This is a genomic window from Pimelobacter simplex, assembly GCF_024662235.1.
Classification (GTDB): Bacteria; Actinomycetota; Actinomycetes; order Propionibacteriales; family Nocardioidaceae; genus Nocardioides.
Window position 1 is genome coordinate 2298660 of record NZ_CP096276.1, and the last position, 14930, is coordinate 2313589.

Consider the following 14930-nt stretch of genomic DNA (forward strand, 5'->3'; position numbering starts at 1 on the left):
ATCAGGTTAGGGATGCGGTGCCGAACGCGACGTTGAACCGGTCGCACCAGATGACGACCGAGCGCATGGCCGACAGGTCGGCCGACGCGGGGATCTCGTAGCTCTGGCTGCCCTGGTTGCCCTTGAGCTCGCCGAGCCGCACGTAGTCGCCGTCGTCGTAGATGCCCCACGAGTCGCGGCACCCGGCGCAGTCGCCGCCGCTGGGCCGGTCGCTGAGCCAGACGTGGAGGTCGGGTCCGTTGGAGGTGTCGAGGTCGTCGAGGCGCAGGTAGCGGGTGCCGTCGCTGCGGCGGTAGACCGTCGCGACACCGGAGGTGCCGTGCTCACCGTCGATCAGGTCGGCGGTGGCCAGCACGACGCGGGTCTTGGTGCCGGCGCTCGCGGAGGGCACGTCGGTGTCGGCGATGCCGCCGGGCGCCGTACCGACGACGGCGGCGGGGTCGTCGCTCTCGTCGGCCGTCTTGTCGACGAACAGCAGCCAGGGCTGGAAGAGCGCCAGGCCCGCCACCAGGGCGACGACCAGCACACCGCCGATCGTCAGCCAGGTCGCACGCTTCCGGGACATGCGACCCACCCTAGGGCGTGTCTGCCAGGCCTGCGCCGTCGCGAGCGGGGTTTGCGGCCGATCTGGCAAGGCCGAGGAGCGAAGGCGGGCCGGAGGCCCGTCGAGTCTCCGAGAACGCCGCCAGATCGAGTCGCAAAGCCCGCGCAGCAGGCGCGGGCCTGGCAGAGGCGCCCTAGGCAGATCCGGGGCTCAGGCGCTCCAGGTTCGCGAGACCAGCGGGACACCGGGCCGGTAGGCGAGGTGCACGTGGGTCGGTGCGTCGAGCAGCAGCAGGTCGGCGCGCGCGCCCGGGACGACGCGGCCGACGTCGGTACGGCCGAGGGCGGCGGCGCCGCCGGCGGTCGCGGCCCAGACGGCCTCGGCGGGGGTCATCCCCATCTCGCGGACGGCGAGCGCGATGCAGAACGGCAGCGAGCTCGTGTAGCAGGAGCCGGGGTTGCAGTCGCTCGCGATCGCGACGGTGACGCCCGCGTCGATGAGCCGGCGGCCCGACGGGTAGGGGTGCTTGGTGCTGAACTCGACGCCGGGCAGCAGCGTCGCGACGGTTCCGGCGTCGCGCAGCGCGTGGACGTCGTCGTCGCTGAGGTAGGTGCAGTGGTCGACGGCGGTGAGGCCGAGCTCGGCGGCGAGCCGGACGCCGGGGCCCTGGCCCAGCTGGTTGGCGTGCAGCCGGCCCTCGAGGCCGACCGCGGCGCCGGCGGCGAGGATCGTGCGGGCCTGGTCCTCGTCGAAGGCACCGCGCTCGCAGAAGACGTCGATCCAGCGGGCGTGGGGCGCGGCGGCGTCGAGCATCGGGCCGGTGACGAGGTCGACGTAGGCGGCGGGGTCGTCGGCGTACTCGGGGGCGACGACGTGGGCGCCGAGGAAGGTCGTCTCGTCGGTGAACTCGCGCGCGACCTTGAGCGAGCGGGCCTCGTCCTCGACCGAGAGTCCGTAGCCGGACTTGATCTCGAGCGTGGTCGTGCCCTGGCGGCGCATCTCGGCGACGTGGCGCGCGACGCCGGCCGCGAGCTGGTCGTCGGAGGCCGCGCGGGTGGCGGCGACGGTGGTGCGGATGCCGCCGGCGGCGTAGGACTCCCCCGCCATCCGGGCCTGGAACTCCAGCGCGCGGTCGCCCGCGAACACCAGGTGGCTGTGGCTGTCGACGAAGCCCGGCAGCACGGCCCGGCCCTGGGCGTCGAAGACCTCGTCGGCGGCGGGCGCGTCGGCGGCGGCGCCGACCCACGAGACCACGCCGTCGCTGAGGACGACGGCCGCGCCCGTGCGGACGCCGAGCAGGTCGCCCGCGTCGGCCGCGGGATCGTTGGTGACGAGCTCGCTGATGTTGGTGATGAGCAGGCTCATGGGTTCCAGATCCTTCCGATGACGTCGTCGAGCGCCCGGCCGACCTGGCCGTGGTCGCCCTCGAAGACCACCACGCCGTCGACGATCACGTGCGTGACGTCGGCGGCGCCGGCGGCGAAGACGGCGGTGTGCTCGTCCCGGCCGGTCCCGGCGGTGCGGGGCGAGGCGAGGTCGATGGTGACGAGGTCGGCGCGCTGGCCGACGGCGATCTCGCCGGCGTCGCCGAAGCCGAGGCTGCGGTGGCCGTCGGCGGTGCCGGCGGCGAGCAGCTCAGCCGCGGTCCAGTGGCCGCGGGCCTGGGTGGCGAGGCGCTCGTCCATCTCGACGGCGCGCATCTCCTCGAAGGCGTCGATGACCGCGTGGCTGTCGGAGCCGAGGGTGAGCACGGAACCCGCCTCCTGCAGGGCCCGCGCCGGGCCGATGCCGTCACCCAGGTCGCGCTCGGTGGTGGGGCAGAACGACGCGAACGCGCGCGCCTCGCCCAGGAGCCGGACGTCCTCGTCGGTCAGGTGCGTGGCGTGGACGGCACTCGTCATCGGGCCGAGCACACCGTGGTCGGCGAGCAGCCGGGTCGGCGTGACGCCGTGGGCGGCGACGCAGTCGGCGTTCTCCTTGACCTGCTCGGACAGGTGCACGTGGACCGGTACGCCGTCTTCGACGTAGGGGGCGAACGCCTCGAGCGCGTCGGCGGGGACGGCGCGCACCGAGTGGGCGGCGACACCGATCAGCGAGGCGGCGCCGGTCAGCGGGGCGAGCGCGGAGACGCGCTCGTGCCAGGACTCCGCGGTGCCGTCGGAGAAGCGGCGCTGGACGCCCTCGGGCGCGGCGCCGAAGCCGCTGGAGAGGTAGAGCGTGTCGAGCAGCGTGATCCGGATGCCGGCGTCGCGCGCCGCGGCGAGGAGGGCGCTGCCCATCGCGTTGGCGTCGTCGTACGGCGTCCCGTCGGGCTGGTGGTGCAGGTAGTGGAACTCACCGACCGAGGTGTAGCCCGCCGCGACCATCTCGGCATAGGTCGCCTTGGCCAGCTCGTAGTAGGTGTCGGGGTCGAGGCGCCCGGCGACGGCGTACATCTGCTCGCGCCAGGTCCAGAAGGTGCCCCGGTCGGTCTGGGTACGCCCGCGCAGCGCGCGGTGGAACGCATGGCTGTGGGTGTTGGCGAGACCCGGCAGGGTCAGTCCCCGCAGGGGGACGCCGGTGCGGGTCGCGTCGGGCTCGACGGAGGTGATCCGGCCGTGCTCGACCTCGACCCGGACGGTGTCGCGGACCCGGCCGCCGACCCACGCCCGCTCCAGCAGGTAGGCGGTCATGGGCCGACCAGGCCGGTGAGCGCGTCGGCCAGCGCCTCGACGCCGGCCAGGCAGTCGGCCGTCTCGGCGGACTCGTACGGCGAGTGCGAGACGCCCGAGGGGTTGCGGACGAAGAGCATGGCGGTGGGGATGCCGGCGTCCTGGAGGATCCCGGCGTCGTGACCGGCCTGGGTGGGCAGCACCGGCACCCCACCGAGGAGCGCTGCGAGCTCGTCGCGCAGGGCGACGTCGAAGGCGACCTCGCCGCTGACCGACTCGGGCGTCACGGTGACGGTCGTGCCGTCACGGCCCGCGCGCTCCAGGGCCTGCTTCTCGACGGCGGCCACCAGCGCGGCCAGCGCGTCGTCGGACTCGGCGCGGGCGTCGAGCCACGCGGTGACGTGGGAGGGCACGGCGTTGGTGCCGTTGGGCCGGACGTCGATCCGGCCGAAGGTCGCGCGCTGCCCGGAGAGCCGGGCCTGCTTGTTGGCCGCGAGCGCGGTCATCGCGTAGGTGAGCATCGGGTCGGCGCGGTCCTCCATGCGGGTGGTGCCCGCGTGGTCGGCCCGGCCGGCGATGTCGTAGCGGTAGCGCCCGTGGGGCCAGATGGCGTTGTGCACGCCGACCGGGGCGTCGAGGTCGATCAGGCCGCGGCCCTGCTCGACGTGGAGCTCGACGTACGTCGCGACGCCGTCGAGCAGCGTCGACGTGCCGCCCTCGATGACGTCACCGAGCCGGACGCCGTCGCGATCGGTCAGCTCGGCCGCGTCGGCCCACGTGGTGGCGCCGACGGCCAGGCGCGAGCCGAGGCAGGCCCGGCCGAAGCGCGAGCCCTCCTCCTCGACGAAGGCGGAGACGCCGAGCCGCCGGGTGGGCTCCACGCCGCGCTCGCGCATCAGGTCGAGCGCGGCGAAGGAGGAGACGACACCGAGCGGGCCGTCGTACGCACCGCCGTCGAGGACGGAGTCGAGGTGCGAGCCGGTGAGCACCTTGTCGGCGCTCTCCGGCCCCCACCAGGCGACGAGGTTGCCGAACGGGTCCTCCTGCAGCTCGAGCCCCCGGGCCGTGGCGGCCTCGCGGAACCACGCCCGCAGCTCGAGCTCGGCGGAGTGCCACGGCTGGCGGAAGTAGCCGCCGGAGGACGCCGAGCGCCCGATGGGCGCGAGGTCGCTCCACATCTGCTCGAAGTCGGCAACCTGGGTCACGGGATCAGCCTTCCTGCATCGGGATCCGGACGCCGCGCTCGGCGGCCACCTCGGCGGCGCGGTCGTAGCCCGCGTCGACGTGGCGGATGACGCCCATGCCCGGGTCGTTGGTCAGCACGGCCTCGATCTTCGCAGCCGCCAGCTCGGTGCCGTCGGCGACGCAGACCTGGCCGGAGTGGATCGAGCGACCCATGCCGACGCCGCCACCGTGGTGCAGCGACACCCAGGTCGCGCCCGAGGCGGTCGCGGTCATCGCGTTGAGCAGCGGCCAGTCGGCGATCGCGTCGGAGCCGTCGAGCATGGCCTCCGTCTCGCGGTACGGCGACGCGACCGAGCCGCAGTCGAGGTGGTCGCGGCCGATCACGATCGGTGCCTTGAGCTCGCCGTTCTTGACCATCTCGTTGAACTTGAGGCCGGCCAGGTGGCGCTCGCCGTAGCCGAGCCAGCAGATGCGCGCCGGGAGGCCCTGGTAGTGGACCCGCTCCTGCGCCATGCCGATCCACTTGTGGAGCCGCTCGTTGTCGGGGAAGAGCTCGAGGATCGCCTTGTCGGTGGCGGCGATGTCGGCCGGGTCGCCGGACAGCGCGGCCCAGCGGAAGGGGCCCTTGCCCTCGCAGAACAGCGGGCGGATGTAGGCCGGCACGAAGCCCGGGAACTCGAACGCCCGGTCGTAGCCGCCCTTGCGGGCCTCGTCGCGGATCGAGTTGCCGTAGTCGAAGACCTCGGCGCCGGCGTCCTGGAACTCCACCATCGCCCGCACGTGCGCGGCCATCGCGGCCTGCGCCTCCTTGGTGAAGCCGGCCGGGTCGGCCTCGGCACGCTGGTGCCACTCCTCGAAGGGGACGCCGATCGGCAGGTACGACAGCGGGTCGTGGGCCGACGTCTGGTCGGTGACGACGTCGATCGGCGCCTTCATCTCCAGCAGCTGCGGGAAGATCTCGGCGGCGTTGCCGAGCAGGCCGATGGACAGGCCCCGGCGCTCGTCACGAGCGGCGACGGCCAGCTCGAGCGCGTGCTCCAGGTTGTCGGCCTGGACGTCGAGGTAGCGGTGCTCGATGCGGCGGGTGATCCGGCTCTGGTCGACGTCGACGCAGATCGCGACACCGTCGTTCATCGTGACAGCGAGCGGCTGCGCGCCGCCCATGCCGCCGAGGCCGGCGGTGAGGGTGATCGTGCCGGCCAGGGTGCCGTTGAAGCGCTTGTCGGCGACGGCCGCGAAGGTCTCGAAGGTGCCCTGGAGGATGCCCTGGGTGCCGATGTAGATCCACGACCCGGCCGTCATCTGGCCGTACATGGTCAGGCCGAGCTCCTCCAGGCGGCGGAACTCCTCCCAGTTCGCCCAGTCGCCGACGAGGTTCGAGTTGGCGATGAGCACGCGGGGCGCCCACTTGTTGGTCTTGAAGACGCCGACGGGCTTGCCGCTCTGGACGAGCATGGTCTCGTCGTCCTCGAGGTCGCGCAGGGTGCGCACGAGGGCGTCGTACGCCTCCCAGCTGCGCGCGGCCTTGCCGGTGCCGCCGTAGACGACGAGGTCCTCGGGACGCTCGGCGTTCTCGGGGTCGAGGTTGTTCATCAGCATCCGCAGGGGGGCCTCGGTCTGCCACGACTTCGCGGTCAGCTCGGTGCCGTGCGCGGCGTGGATGGGGAGGCGGGGGTTGTCCTGCTGGGTGGTCATGCGAGTTCTCCGATCACGTTCGCGACGGCCGCGGTGACGGAGCGGTCGGCGACGAGCTGGTAGGCGGTGTCGATCTCGGGGGCAAGGAAGCGGTCGGTGCCCGGGCCGCCGACGCCGGCGCCGCGGAACAGCTCGACGACCGCGCCGGTGGCGGGGCTCGGGGTCAGCGGGGCGCGGAGGTTGAGCGCGCGGGCCGCGGTCATCAGCTCGATGGCGAGCACGCGGGTCAGGCCGTCGACGGACCGGCGCAGCTTGCGCGCGGCCGACCAGCCCATCGAGACGTGGTCCTCCTGCATCGCGCTGGAGGGGATCGAGTCGACGCTGGCCGGGTTGGCCAGGCGCTTGAGCTCGGAGACGATCGCGGCCTGGGTGTACTGCGCGATCATCAGGCCCGAGTCGACGCCCGGGTCGTCGGCCAGGAACGGCGGGAGGCCGTGGTTGCGGGCCTTGTCGAGGAAGCGGTCGGTACGACGCTCCGCGATCGAGGCGAGGTCGGCGGCGACGATCGCGAGGAAGTCGAGCACGTAGGCGACCGGCGCCCCGTGGAAGTTGCCGTTGGACTCCACGCGGCCCTGGTCGGCGAGGACGACCGGGTTGTCGACGGCCGAGGCGAGCTCGCGGGAGGCGACCGAGGCCGCGTGGGCGACCGTGTCGCGCACGCCGCCGTGGACCTGCGGCGAGCAGCGCAGCGAGTAGGCGTCCTGGACCCGGTTGCAGTCGGGGCCGCGGTGCGAGGCGACGACGCCGGAGTCGCGCAGGAGCGCGGTGAGGTTGGCCGCGGAGGCCGCCTGGCCGGGGTGCGGGCGGATCGCCTGGAGCTCGGGGGCGAACACCCGGTCGGTGCCGAGCTGGCCCTCGACCGACATGGCCGCGGAGATGTCGGCGACCTTGAGCAGCTCGGTCAGGTCGTGGATCGCGAGCACGAGCATGCCGAGCATGCCGTCGGTGCCGTTGATGAGCGCGAGGCCCTCCTTCTCCTGCAGCTCGACCGGCGTGAGGCCGGCGGCAGCGAGAGCGGTGGCGGCGTCGGTCAGCTCACCGTCGGCGGTGCGGACCGGGCCCTCGCCCATGAGCGCGAGCGCGCAGTGGGCCAGGGGCGCGAGGTCGCCGGAGCAGCCGAGCGATCCGTACTCGTGGACGACCGGGGTGATGCCGTGCGAGAGCAGGCCGGCGAGGAGCTCGGCGGTCTCGCGGCGTACGCCGGTGCGGCCGGTCGCGAGCGTCGAGAGACGCAGCAGCATGAGGCCGCGGACGACCTCGCGCTCGACCTCGGGGCCGCTGCCCGCGGCGTGCGAGCGGACGAGCGAGCGCTGCAGCTGGGCCCGCAGCTCGGGGGCGATGTGCCGGGTGGCGAGGGCGCCGAAGCCGGTCGAGACGCCGTAGTGCGGCGTCGGGGACGCGGCGAGGTCCTCGATGACCGCGCGCGCCTTGTCGATGGCCGCGAGGGCCTCGTCGCTGAGCACAACAGCGGCGCCGCCACGGGCCACCGCAACCACGTCGTCGAACGAGATCGCGCCCGTTCCGACCGTCACTTTCTCCATGGCTCGATTCCACCTCTCCCGGGGTGGCGCGCGCCAGGGTGTCACGGCATGATGAGTCTCAGATCCGAGACATGCTCGGCCGAGGAGAGGACCGCCCGACGTGACCCAGGTGCCCGCCGCGACCCGCGCGCTGCGGGTGCTGCGCTTCCTCGCCGGCCAGCCCGAACCGGTCGCCGTCGAGCGGATCGCGCGCGAGCTCGGGATCCCGCGCTCCACGACGTACCACCTGCTGCAGGCGATGGCCGACGAGGGCTTCGTCGTGCACCTGAGCGACGACCGCCGCTACGGGCTCGGTGTCGCCGCCTTCGAGGTCGGCTCGGGCTACGCCCGCCAGGCGCCGCTCCAGCGGATCGCGCGGCGCCCCCTCGCCACGCTCGTCGACCGGATCGGGCACAGCGCGCACCTCGCGGTCCCCCACGGCCGCGACGTGCTCTACGTCGTCGAGGAGCGCGCTCCCGGCCGACCGCCGCTCGTGACGGACGTCGGCGTACGGCTGCCGTCGCACCTGACCGCCAGCGGCCGCGCGATCCTGGCCCGGCTGCCGGCCAGCCAGGTGCGCGCGCTCTACCCCGACAAGGAGTCGTTCGTCGACCGCACGGGCGTCGGCCCGACCTCGCCCACCGCGCTGCGCTCGGTGCTCGCCGAGACCCGGCAGCGTGGCTACGCGACCGAGGACAGCGAGGTGACCGCGGGCATGGCGAGCGTCGCGGCGGCGGTCGTCGACCACAACGAGATGCCGGTCGCGGGCGTCGCGGTGACCTACCCGACCACGCCGTCCGGCGGCTCGCTCGACGAGCGCCAGCGCGAGCGGCTGGCCGCGGCGGTCGTGGCCACCGCGGACTCGCTCACCCGCCGCCTGCGGGGTCGCTGACGGGGTCGCTGCCGGGGTCTCTCGGCGGGTTGCCGCCGAAGCCGATCTCGTTGCCCTCGGGGTCGCGGTAGATCACCTTGCGCACCCCGTCGCCGTAGGTCTCCTCCGTCGCCGGCAGGATCCCGCGCCCGGCCGCCGCGGCGACCCGCGCGTCGAGGTCGTCGACGAAGAGCGTCTGGGTCGCGAAGCCGGCCCGCTCGGGTCGCTGCTCGACGACGAGCCAGCGGTGCGGGGCGAGCTCCCAGACCGCCTCGGTCTCGTGGGCCAGGAACGACGGCGGTGCGCCGAGCAGTGCGTCGTACCAGGGGCGGGCCTGGGCGTAGTCGCGCACGCAGACGCCGGCGAACAGCTCGGCCCCGTCGGCCAGGAACTCGCTCATGCCGGGGCTGACCCGGCGCCGGCCGCCGAATCATCGGTACGCCGGCGCACCCGCCCGGCCCACCAGTCGAGCACGTCGTCCCCGGCACCGTAGGCGGCCGTCATCACCCGGCCGGTCGCGACGAGGAGCCCGGGCCTCTCGTCCTCGCCTGCGTGCTGGGCCTGCCGCGCCAGGTCCGCGCCCTCGGCCCACGCCCCCGCGTCGGCCGGCAGCGGCAGCGCGGCCACCTGGCGCGCGCTCACCTTGACCGAGCCGGGCGTGAGGCCGGCGCCGAGGTAGCGGGTCGCCGCGTGCGCGACGACGGGCGGCGCGAGCAGCACCGCGAGGAGGCGCCACAGGTCCGCCCGGTCGCGCGGGACGACGCTCACCACGGGGACCGACGGCAGCCAGGCGCCGTGCTCGTCGGCGACCGCCTCGATCACCCGGCCCTGCCCGGCGACCAGCAGCTTGGGGACGAGGCGTGCGTCGGCCCAGCGGGCCAGCGCCCCGTCGGCGCGCAGCGCAGCGAGGTCGACCGACGGCTCGTCGTAGCGGACCCGGGCGAAGCGGGTCGCCGTCCTCCCCCAGCGCGACTCGGCGGGGTCGATGAGGCCGGTCGTGACGAGCGGCGTACCGCCGGGGAGGCGGTCGCGGACGAACGGCGCCAGGCCGTAGAACTGGTCGCGGAAGTCGGCCGTGCAGTCGGCGAGGTCGCCGACCGTCCCGGCCCCGGCGGCCCCGGCAGCGAGGGGCGCGACCGGGATGCCGAACGTCGGCGCGGCGAGCCGCCCCCAGGCGTCGGGGTCGGGGCCGGGCCCCGCGCCCACCCGGACGACGGGGACGCACGTCAGCACGGGCGTGCCCTCGAAGACGGGACGGTCCGAGCACCAGAAGTCGGTGAGGGTGCCGCGCTCGGCGACCGCTCGTCGTACCGGTCCGGCGTCGCGGGCGGCGAGCACCGACAGCGGCTGCACGAGCGCGACGACCCCGCCGGGCGCGACGAGGTCGAGCGCCCGGTGCAGGAAGACAGCGCTGGTGTCGGTGTAGGCACCCAGCGCCCGCCGGTGCTCCTCGTTCTGCCCGGCGGACCGGCGGCGCAGCTGGCCCAGGAACGGTGGGTTGCCGACGACCGCGTCGAACGTCCGGCCCTCCCACGCGGTCAGCCCGTCGGCGAGGACGACCTGCCGCTCGATCTCGTCGGCCGCGACGCCGGGATCGAGGGCCTGGAGCCGCTCGCGGGCGATCCGTACCGCCTCGGGGTCGAGGTCCGAGCCGTGCACCGCCCGCACCCCCAGGCGCCGGGCCGCGGCGACGAGGAAGTGCCCGGTCCCGCAGGCCGGATCGAGCACCGTCGCCCCCGGCGTGGCGGGCAGCGCGCGGTCGAGGATCCAGTCGACGAGCGCGGGCGGGGTGTAGAACGAGCCCTGGGCGCGGCGCCGGTCCCGCTCGTGGTCGGCGAGGTGCTGCTCGTAGGCGTCCGCCACCCCTTCGCCACCGCGCGCCATGCTGGTGAACGCTAGACCACCCCTGTTATAGTCACACTGACTACAACATCGAGGAGCCGCGATGGACCGCACCGGACTGCTCACCGACCGCTACGAGCTCACCATGCTCGACTCGTTCGTCCGCGACGGGAGCGCCGATCGCCCTGCCGTGTTCGAGGCGTTCGCGCGCCGCCTGCCCGAGGGCCGCCGCTACGGCATGCTCGCCGGGCTGGGCCGGCTGCTGACCGCGATCGAGGACTTCTCCTACGACGCCGACGAGCTCGCCTGGCTGCAGGCCGAGGGGGTGATCGGCGAGCAGACCGCGCACTACCTCGCCGGATTCCGGTTCGGCGGCGACGTCGACGGCTACCGCGAGGGCGATCTCTACTTCCCCGGCAGCCCGATCCTCACCGTCACCGGGACCCTCGGCGAGTGCGTGGTGCTCGAGACGCTCGTGCTGAGCATCCTCAACCACGACACGGCGATCGCCAGCGCCGCGGCGCGCATGGTCGACGCCGCGCGCGGCCGGCCGATCATCGAGATGGGCGGACGGCGCACGCACGAGGAGGCGGCGGTCGCGACGGCTCGGGCGGCCTACCTGGCGGGCTTCGCGACGACGAGCAACCTCGCCGCGGGCCGGCGCTACGGCGTACCGACGGCGGGGACGGCGGCCCACGCCTTCACCCTCGCCCACGACACCGAGGCCGACGCCTTCCGCAGCCAGGTCGAGGCCCTCGGCGTCGGCACCACGCTGCTGGTCGACACCTACGACATCGCCGAGGGCATCCGTACGGCGGTCGAGGTCGCCGGCACCGGCCTCGGCGCGATCCGGATCGACTCCGGCGACCTGGGCGACGAGTCCCACCGGGCCCGGCTCCTGCTCGACTCGCTCGGCGCCACCGGGACCCGCATCGTGGTGACCAGCGACCTCGACGAGTTCGTCATCGCGGCGCTCACCGACGCCCCCATCGACGGTTACGGGGTCGGCACCCGCGTCGCCACCGGCTCGGGCCACCCGACCGCGAGCATGGTCTACAAGCTCGTCGCCATCGCCGACCACGACAGCGCTCCCCTGCGCCCGGTCGCGAAGAAGTCCAAGGACAAGGGCTCGGTCGGCGGCCGCAAGCGCCCCTACCGCACCTACGACGACCAGGGGCTGCTCACCGCCGAGTGGTTCACCGCGCAGGGCGCTCCCCCACCCGGCGCCGGCGCCCGAGAGGTCCAGGTCCCCCTGGTCCGCGCCGGCGAGGTCGTCCACCGCCCGACGCTCGGCGAGGTCCGCGACTTCGCCGCCGCCACCCTGGCCACGCTGCCCGCCGAGGCCCGCAGCGTCTCGGCCGGGGCGGCGTACCTGACCACCACGCTTCGAGAGGAGACCCCGATGGCCCCCCAGAGCACCAAGGCGCTGATCGTCGTCGACGTCCAGAACGACTTCGTCGAGGGCGGCTCGCTCGGCGTCACCGGCGGCCGCGCGGTCGCCGGCCGGATCAGCGAGCACCTCGCCGCGCACGCCGGCGACTACGCACTCGTCGCCGCCTCGCGCGACTGGCACCGCGCAGGCGAGACCAACGGCGGCCACTTCCACGAGCCGGGCCAGGCCCCCGACTTCGTCTCGACCTGGCCGGTGCACTGCGTCCAGGGCGAGGCGGGCGCCGACTACGCGCCCGAGCTCGTCACCGACGCGGTCACCCACCACGTCGTCAAGGGCATGGGCGAGCCGGCGTACTCGGCGTTCGAGGGCGTCACCGACCGCGGCGAGCGCCTCGCCGACCTGCTCGCGGCCGCCGGGGTGACCGAGGTCGACGTCACCGGCATCGCCACCGACTACTGCGTCCGGGCGACCGCCCTCGACGCGGTCAAGGCGGGCTTCGCGGTCCGCCTCCTCGACGGCCTGCACGCCGGTGTCGCGCCGGACTCGTCGGCCGCGGCACTCGACGAGCTGGCGGCGGCCGGCGTCGACGTGGAGGTGGCGCGATGAGCGAGCACCCCCCGTTTGCGGTCGCGGTCGACCTCGCCGTGTTCACCGTGCGCGACGGAGCGCTCGCCGTCCTCCTGGTCGAGCGCGGCGAGGAGCCCTTCGCCGGCTCGTGGGCACTGCCCGGCGGCTTCGTCGAGCCCGACGAGGACGCCGAGCAGGCGGCCTGGCGCGAGCTGCGCGAGGAGACCGGCGTCGAGCGCTTCCCCGGCCACCTGGAGCAGCTCAAGACCTACTCCGCGCCCGACCGCGACCCCCGCATGCGCGTGGTCTCGGTGGCCCACGTCGCCCTCGCCCCCGACCTCCCCGAGCCGCACCCCGGCACCGACGCCGCCGACGCGCGCTGGTGGGTCGTCGACGACCTGCTCGAGGGCCGCGACGACAGCGACGGACCGGCGCTCGCCTTCGACCACCGCCAGATCCTGCTCGACGCGCGCGAGCGGGTCCGGGCCAAGCTGGAGTACACGACGCTCGCGACCGAGTTCGTCGCCGAGCCGTTCACGCTGCCCGAGCTGCGCCGGGTCTACGCGGCCGTCTGGGGCACGCCTCCGGACCTTGGGAACTTCCGCCGCAAGGTGCTCGGGACCGACGGGTTCGTCGTACCGACGGACACGCGGGGGCACGCCACCGAGGCCGGCGGACGCCGCGCGCTGCTCTACCGCCGCGGCGACGCGACGCTCATCTCGCCCCCGATGGCGCGGGGCGCCTGACACTCTCCCCCTTTGTTCAACCGAACGGTTGACAAGGACCTCGACCCGGATGCATGCTCAACCACATGGTTGAGCAAGAGGACCGGCTGTCGCGGATCTTCGGCGCGCTCGCCGACCCGACCCGGCGTGACATGGTCGCCCGCCTGGCGGCCGGCGACGCGACGGTCGGCGAGCTCGCGGCGCCGTACGACGTGTCGCTCCAGGCCGTCTCCAAGCACCTCAAGGTGCTCGAGGAGGCAGGCCTGGTCCGGCGCAGCCGCGACGCCCAGCGCCGGCCGGTCCACCTGGAAGCGGAGGTGTTCGACCTCATGACCAAGTGGATCGAGCGGTACCAGCAGCAGGCCGAGGAGCGCTATCGCCGCCTCGACGCCGTCCTCGCCCGGATGCAGGGCCAGGACTCCCCCACCGAGATCAGCGACCGAGCACGAGGAGAAGCAGGATGAGCACCGAGACCACGACCCCCGAGACCCTCATCGAGGCCGACCCCGACGTCCCCACCGTGCGGATGGTCCGCGAGTTCGACGCCCCGCGCGAGCTCGTCTTCCGCGCCCACGTCGAGCCCGAGCTCGTGAAGCAGTGGATGGGCCCCGACTCGATCGGGATGGACATCGACGTGTGGGACATCCGCACCGGCGGCGAGTACCGCTACACCGCCACCCGCGAGGGCGAGGAGATCGCGCACTTCTACGGCGCGGTGCACCGGGTCAACGAGAACGAGAAGATCGTGCAGACCTTCGGCTTCGAGGAGATGCCCGACGCGGTCAGCCTCGACACCATGGTGTTCGTCGAGCTGCCCGGCGGCCGCACCCGCATCGAGGCGCTCTCGGTCGTCTACGACTTCGAGTCCCGCGCCGGCATGCTCGCCAGCGGCATGGAGGTCGGCGTCAACGAGGGCTACGCCGCCCTCGACCGCCTCCTCGCCCGCCTCGTCGCGGAGACCGGCCGGTGAGCGCCGCCGAGGAGCACCGCTCGATCGCCGGCACCTTCGGCGACAAGGTGCGCGGGGTCGGCGCCGGCGGCTGGGACGCGGCCACGCCCGTCGCGCAGTGGCAGGCGCGCGACGTCGTACGGCACCTGGTGGAGTGGTTCCCGGCGTTCCTCGCCGACGGCTCGGACCTGCGCCTGACCCCCGGTCCCTCCGTCGACGACGACCCCGTCGCCGCGTGGGAGCACCACGCCACCGGGGTCCAGGCCGTCCTCGACGACCCGGCCAACGCCGACCTCACCTTCGCCCACCCACGGCTCCCCGCGATGCCGCTGCCCCGGGCGATCTCGGAGTTCTACACCGGCGACGTCTTCATGCACACCTGGGACCTCGCCCGCGCGACCGGTCAGGACGACCGGCTCGACGAGGAGCGCTGCCAGGTGATGTTCACCGGCATGGAGCCGATGGACGAGATGCTGCGCCAGAGCGGCCAGTACGGCGCCCGGGTCGCCGTACCGGAGGACGCGAGCTGGCAGGACCGGCTGATCGGGTTCATCGGCCGCGACCCGCAGTGGCGGCCCTGACAGCCGGCCCAGCCGGGCGTCGCTGGCCCGGGCACGGCGCACCGGCGCCGACGCTGACCTCGGTCGACCGCGCCCCGACGTGCACCCGCAGCCGCACGCAGGAAGGGCGGGTCAGGTACAGGCCGCCGGTGAAGACGCGCCAGCCCGGCGTACGCGGGCACGGTCGCGCCGTGAACCTCGCACCCGGCTCCGTCTCGCCCCAACCGAGCAGCAGGGGCGGCTCTCCCGCGTCGCCGCTGCCCGGGACCTGCTCGATCACGATCGGCTCGTCGCCGCGGAGCAGCAGGGCGGTCTTCGCGAACAGCACGCCCGCACCGGCCCCGTCGCCCGCCTGCTGTGCGCGGCGTGCGGTCCGCGCCGTGGGGAGCCCCACGGCGCCGAGAACGGCTTCGTATCCACGAGGCAGG

Annotated in this window: 15 protein-coding genes and 1 pseudogene; 7 read left to right on the forward strand and 9 right to left on the reverse strand. The window is 74.2% G+C overall.

Features of this window, described 5'->3' with window-relative positions; genetic code table 11:
• Window position 1 precedes the first annotated feature (1 nt).
• The 6 genes from M0M48_RS11410 to hutH form a co-directional block, all read right to left on the reverse strand.
• Window positions 2–565, reverse strand: a complete 564-nt coding sequence (locus tag M0M48_RS11410) for a DM13 domain-containing protein (protein WP_215816165.1) — start codon at window positions 563–565, stop codon at window positions 2–4.
• Between the two features lie 189 nt (window positions 566–754).
• Window positions 755–1909: an imidazolonepropionase gene (gene hutI, locus M0M48_RS11415; protein ID WP_257751221.1), complete on the reverse strand. Its 1155-nt coding sequence runs from the start codon at window positions 1907–1909 to the stop codon at window positions 755–757.
• Complete coding sequence (locus M0M48_RS11420; RefSeq protein ID WP_257751222.1) at window positions 1906–3216, reverse strand: formimidoylglutamate deiminase; 1311 nt, start codon at window positions 3214–3216, stop codon at window positions 1906–1908. Before M0M48_RS11420 ends, hutI begins: the two co-directional genes overlap by 4 nt.
• A complete protein-coding gene (locus tag M0M48_RS11425; RefSeq protein WP_257759326.1) occupies window positions 3213–4400 on the reverse strand; it encodes an allantoate amidohydrolase in 1188 nt (395 codons plus the stop codon). Before M0M48_RS11425 ends, M0M48_RS11420 begins: the two co-directional genes overlap by 4 nt.
• Before the next feature lie 4 nt (window positions 4401–4404).
• A complete protein-coding gene (gene hutU / locus M0M48_RS11430) occupies window positions 4405–6075 on the reverse strand; it encodes a urocanate hydratase (protein WP_215816162.1) in 1671 nt (556 codons plus the stop codon).
• Window positions 6072–7616: a histidine ammonia-lyase gene (hutH, locus tag M0M48_RS11435; RefSeq protein ID WP_215816161.1), complete on the reverse strand. Its 1545-nt coding sequence runs from the start codon at window positions 7614–7616 to the stop codon at window positions 6072–6074. The genes hutU and hutH overlap by 4 nt, the downstream gene beginning before the upstream one ends.
• A gap of 100 nt (window positions 7617–7716) precedes the next feature.
• On the opposite strand from hutH, the gene M0M48_RS11440 reads away from it, so the two are divergent.
• Window positions 7717–8487 (forward strand): IclR family transcriptional regulator, encoded by a 771-nt coding sequence (locus tag M0M48_RS11440; RefSeq protein ID WP_215816160.1) that lies wholly within the window; start codon window positions 7717–7719, stop codon window positions 8485–8487.
• Here M0M48_RS11440 and M0M48_RS11445 read toward each other — a convergent pair.
• Both M0M48_RS11445 and M0M48_RS11450 read right to left on the reverse strand, forming a co-directional pair.
• Complete coding sequence (locus M0M48_RS11445; protein ID WP_257751223.1) at window positions 8462–8866, reverse strand: VOC family protein; 405 nt, start codon at window positions 8864–8866, stop codon at window positions 8462–8464. The two genes, M0M48_RS11440 and M0M48_RS11445, sit on opposite strands and share 26 nt — an antisense overlap.
• Window positions 8863–10350, reverse strand: a complete 1488-nt coding sequence (locus M0M48_RS11450; protein WP_257751224.1) for an HsdM family class I SAM-dependent methyltransferase — start codon at window positions 10348–10350, stop codon at window positions 8863–8865. The genes M0M48_RS11445 and M0M48_RS11450 overlap by 4 nt, the downstream gene beginning before the upstream one ends.
• Before the next feature lie 61 nt (window positions 10351–10411).
• On the opposite strand from M0M48_RS11450, the pseudogene M0M48_RS11455 reads away from it, so the two are divergent.
• The 6 genes and pseudogenes from M0M48_RS11455 to M0M48_RS11480 form a co-directional block, all read left to right on the forward strand.
• A pseudogene (locus M0M48_RS11455) lies at window positions 10412–11722 on the forward strand (nicotinate phosphoribosyltransferase); the annotation flags it as partial.
• Window positions 11711–12307 carry an isochorismatase family protein gene (locus tag M0M48_RS31060; RefSeq protein ID WP_257754474.1) on the forward strand — a complete coding sequence of 199 codons (597 nt, stop codon included), beginning with the start codon at window positions 11711–11713 and terminating at the stop codon, window positions 12305–12307. The pseudogene M0M48_RS11455 and the gene M0M48_RS31060, both read left to right, overlap by 12 nt.
• Entirely contained in the window at window positions 12304–13014 is a 711-nt protein-coding gene (locus M0M48_RS11465) for an NUDIX hydrolase (RefSeq protein ID WP_215816157.1), read from the forward strand. Before M0M48_RS31060 ends, M0M48_RS11465 begins: the two co-directional genes overlap by 4 nt.
• Before the next feature lie 65 nt (window positions 13015–13079).
• Window positions 13080–13457, forward strand: a complete 378-nt coding sequence (locus tag M0M48_RS11470) for an ArsR/SmtB family transcription factor (protein WP_215816156.1) — start codon at window positions 13080–13082, stop codon at window positions 13455–13457.
• Window positions 13454–13963: an SRPBCC family protein gene (locus M0M48_RS11475; RefSeq protein ID WP_257751225.1), complete on the forward strand. Its 510-nt coding sequence runs from the start codon at window positions 13454–13456 to the stop codon at window positions 13961–13963. Before M0M48_RS11470 ends, M0M48_RS11475 begins: the two co-directional genes overlap by 4 nt.
• Entirely contained in the window at window positions 13960–14523 is a 564-nt protein-coding gene (locus tag M0M48_RS11480; protein ID WP_257751226.1) for a TIGR03086 family metal-binding protein, read from the forward strand. The genes M0M48_RS11475 and M0M48_RS11480 overlap by 4 nt, the downstream gene beginning before the upstream one ends.
• Here M0M48_RS11480 and M0M48_RS11485 read toward each other — a convergent pair.
• The gene (locus M0M48_RS11485; protein ID WP_257751227.1) at window positions 14492–14896 is read right to left on the reverse strand and encodes a hypothetical protein; all 405 of its coding nucleotides are present in this window, start codon (window positions 14894–14896) and stop codon (window positions 14492–14494) included. The genes M0M48_RS11480 and M0M48_RS11485 overlap by 32 nt on opposite strands.
• Between the last annotated feature and the right edge of the window lie 34 nt (window positions 14897–14930).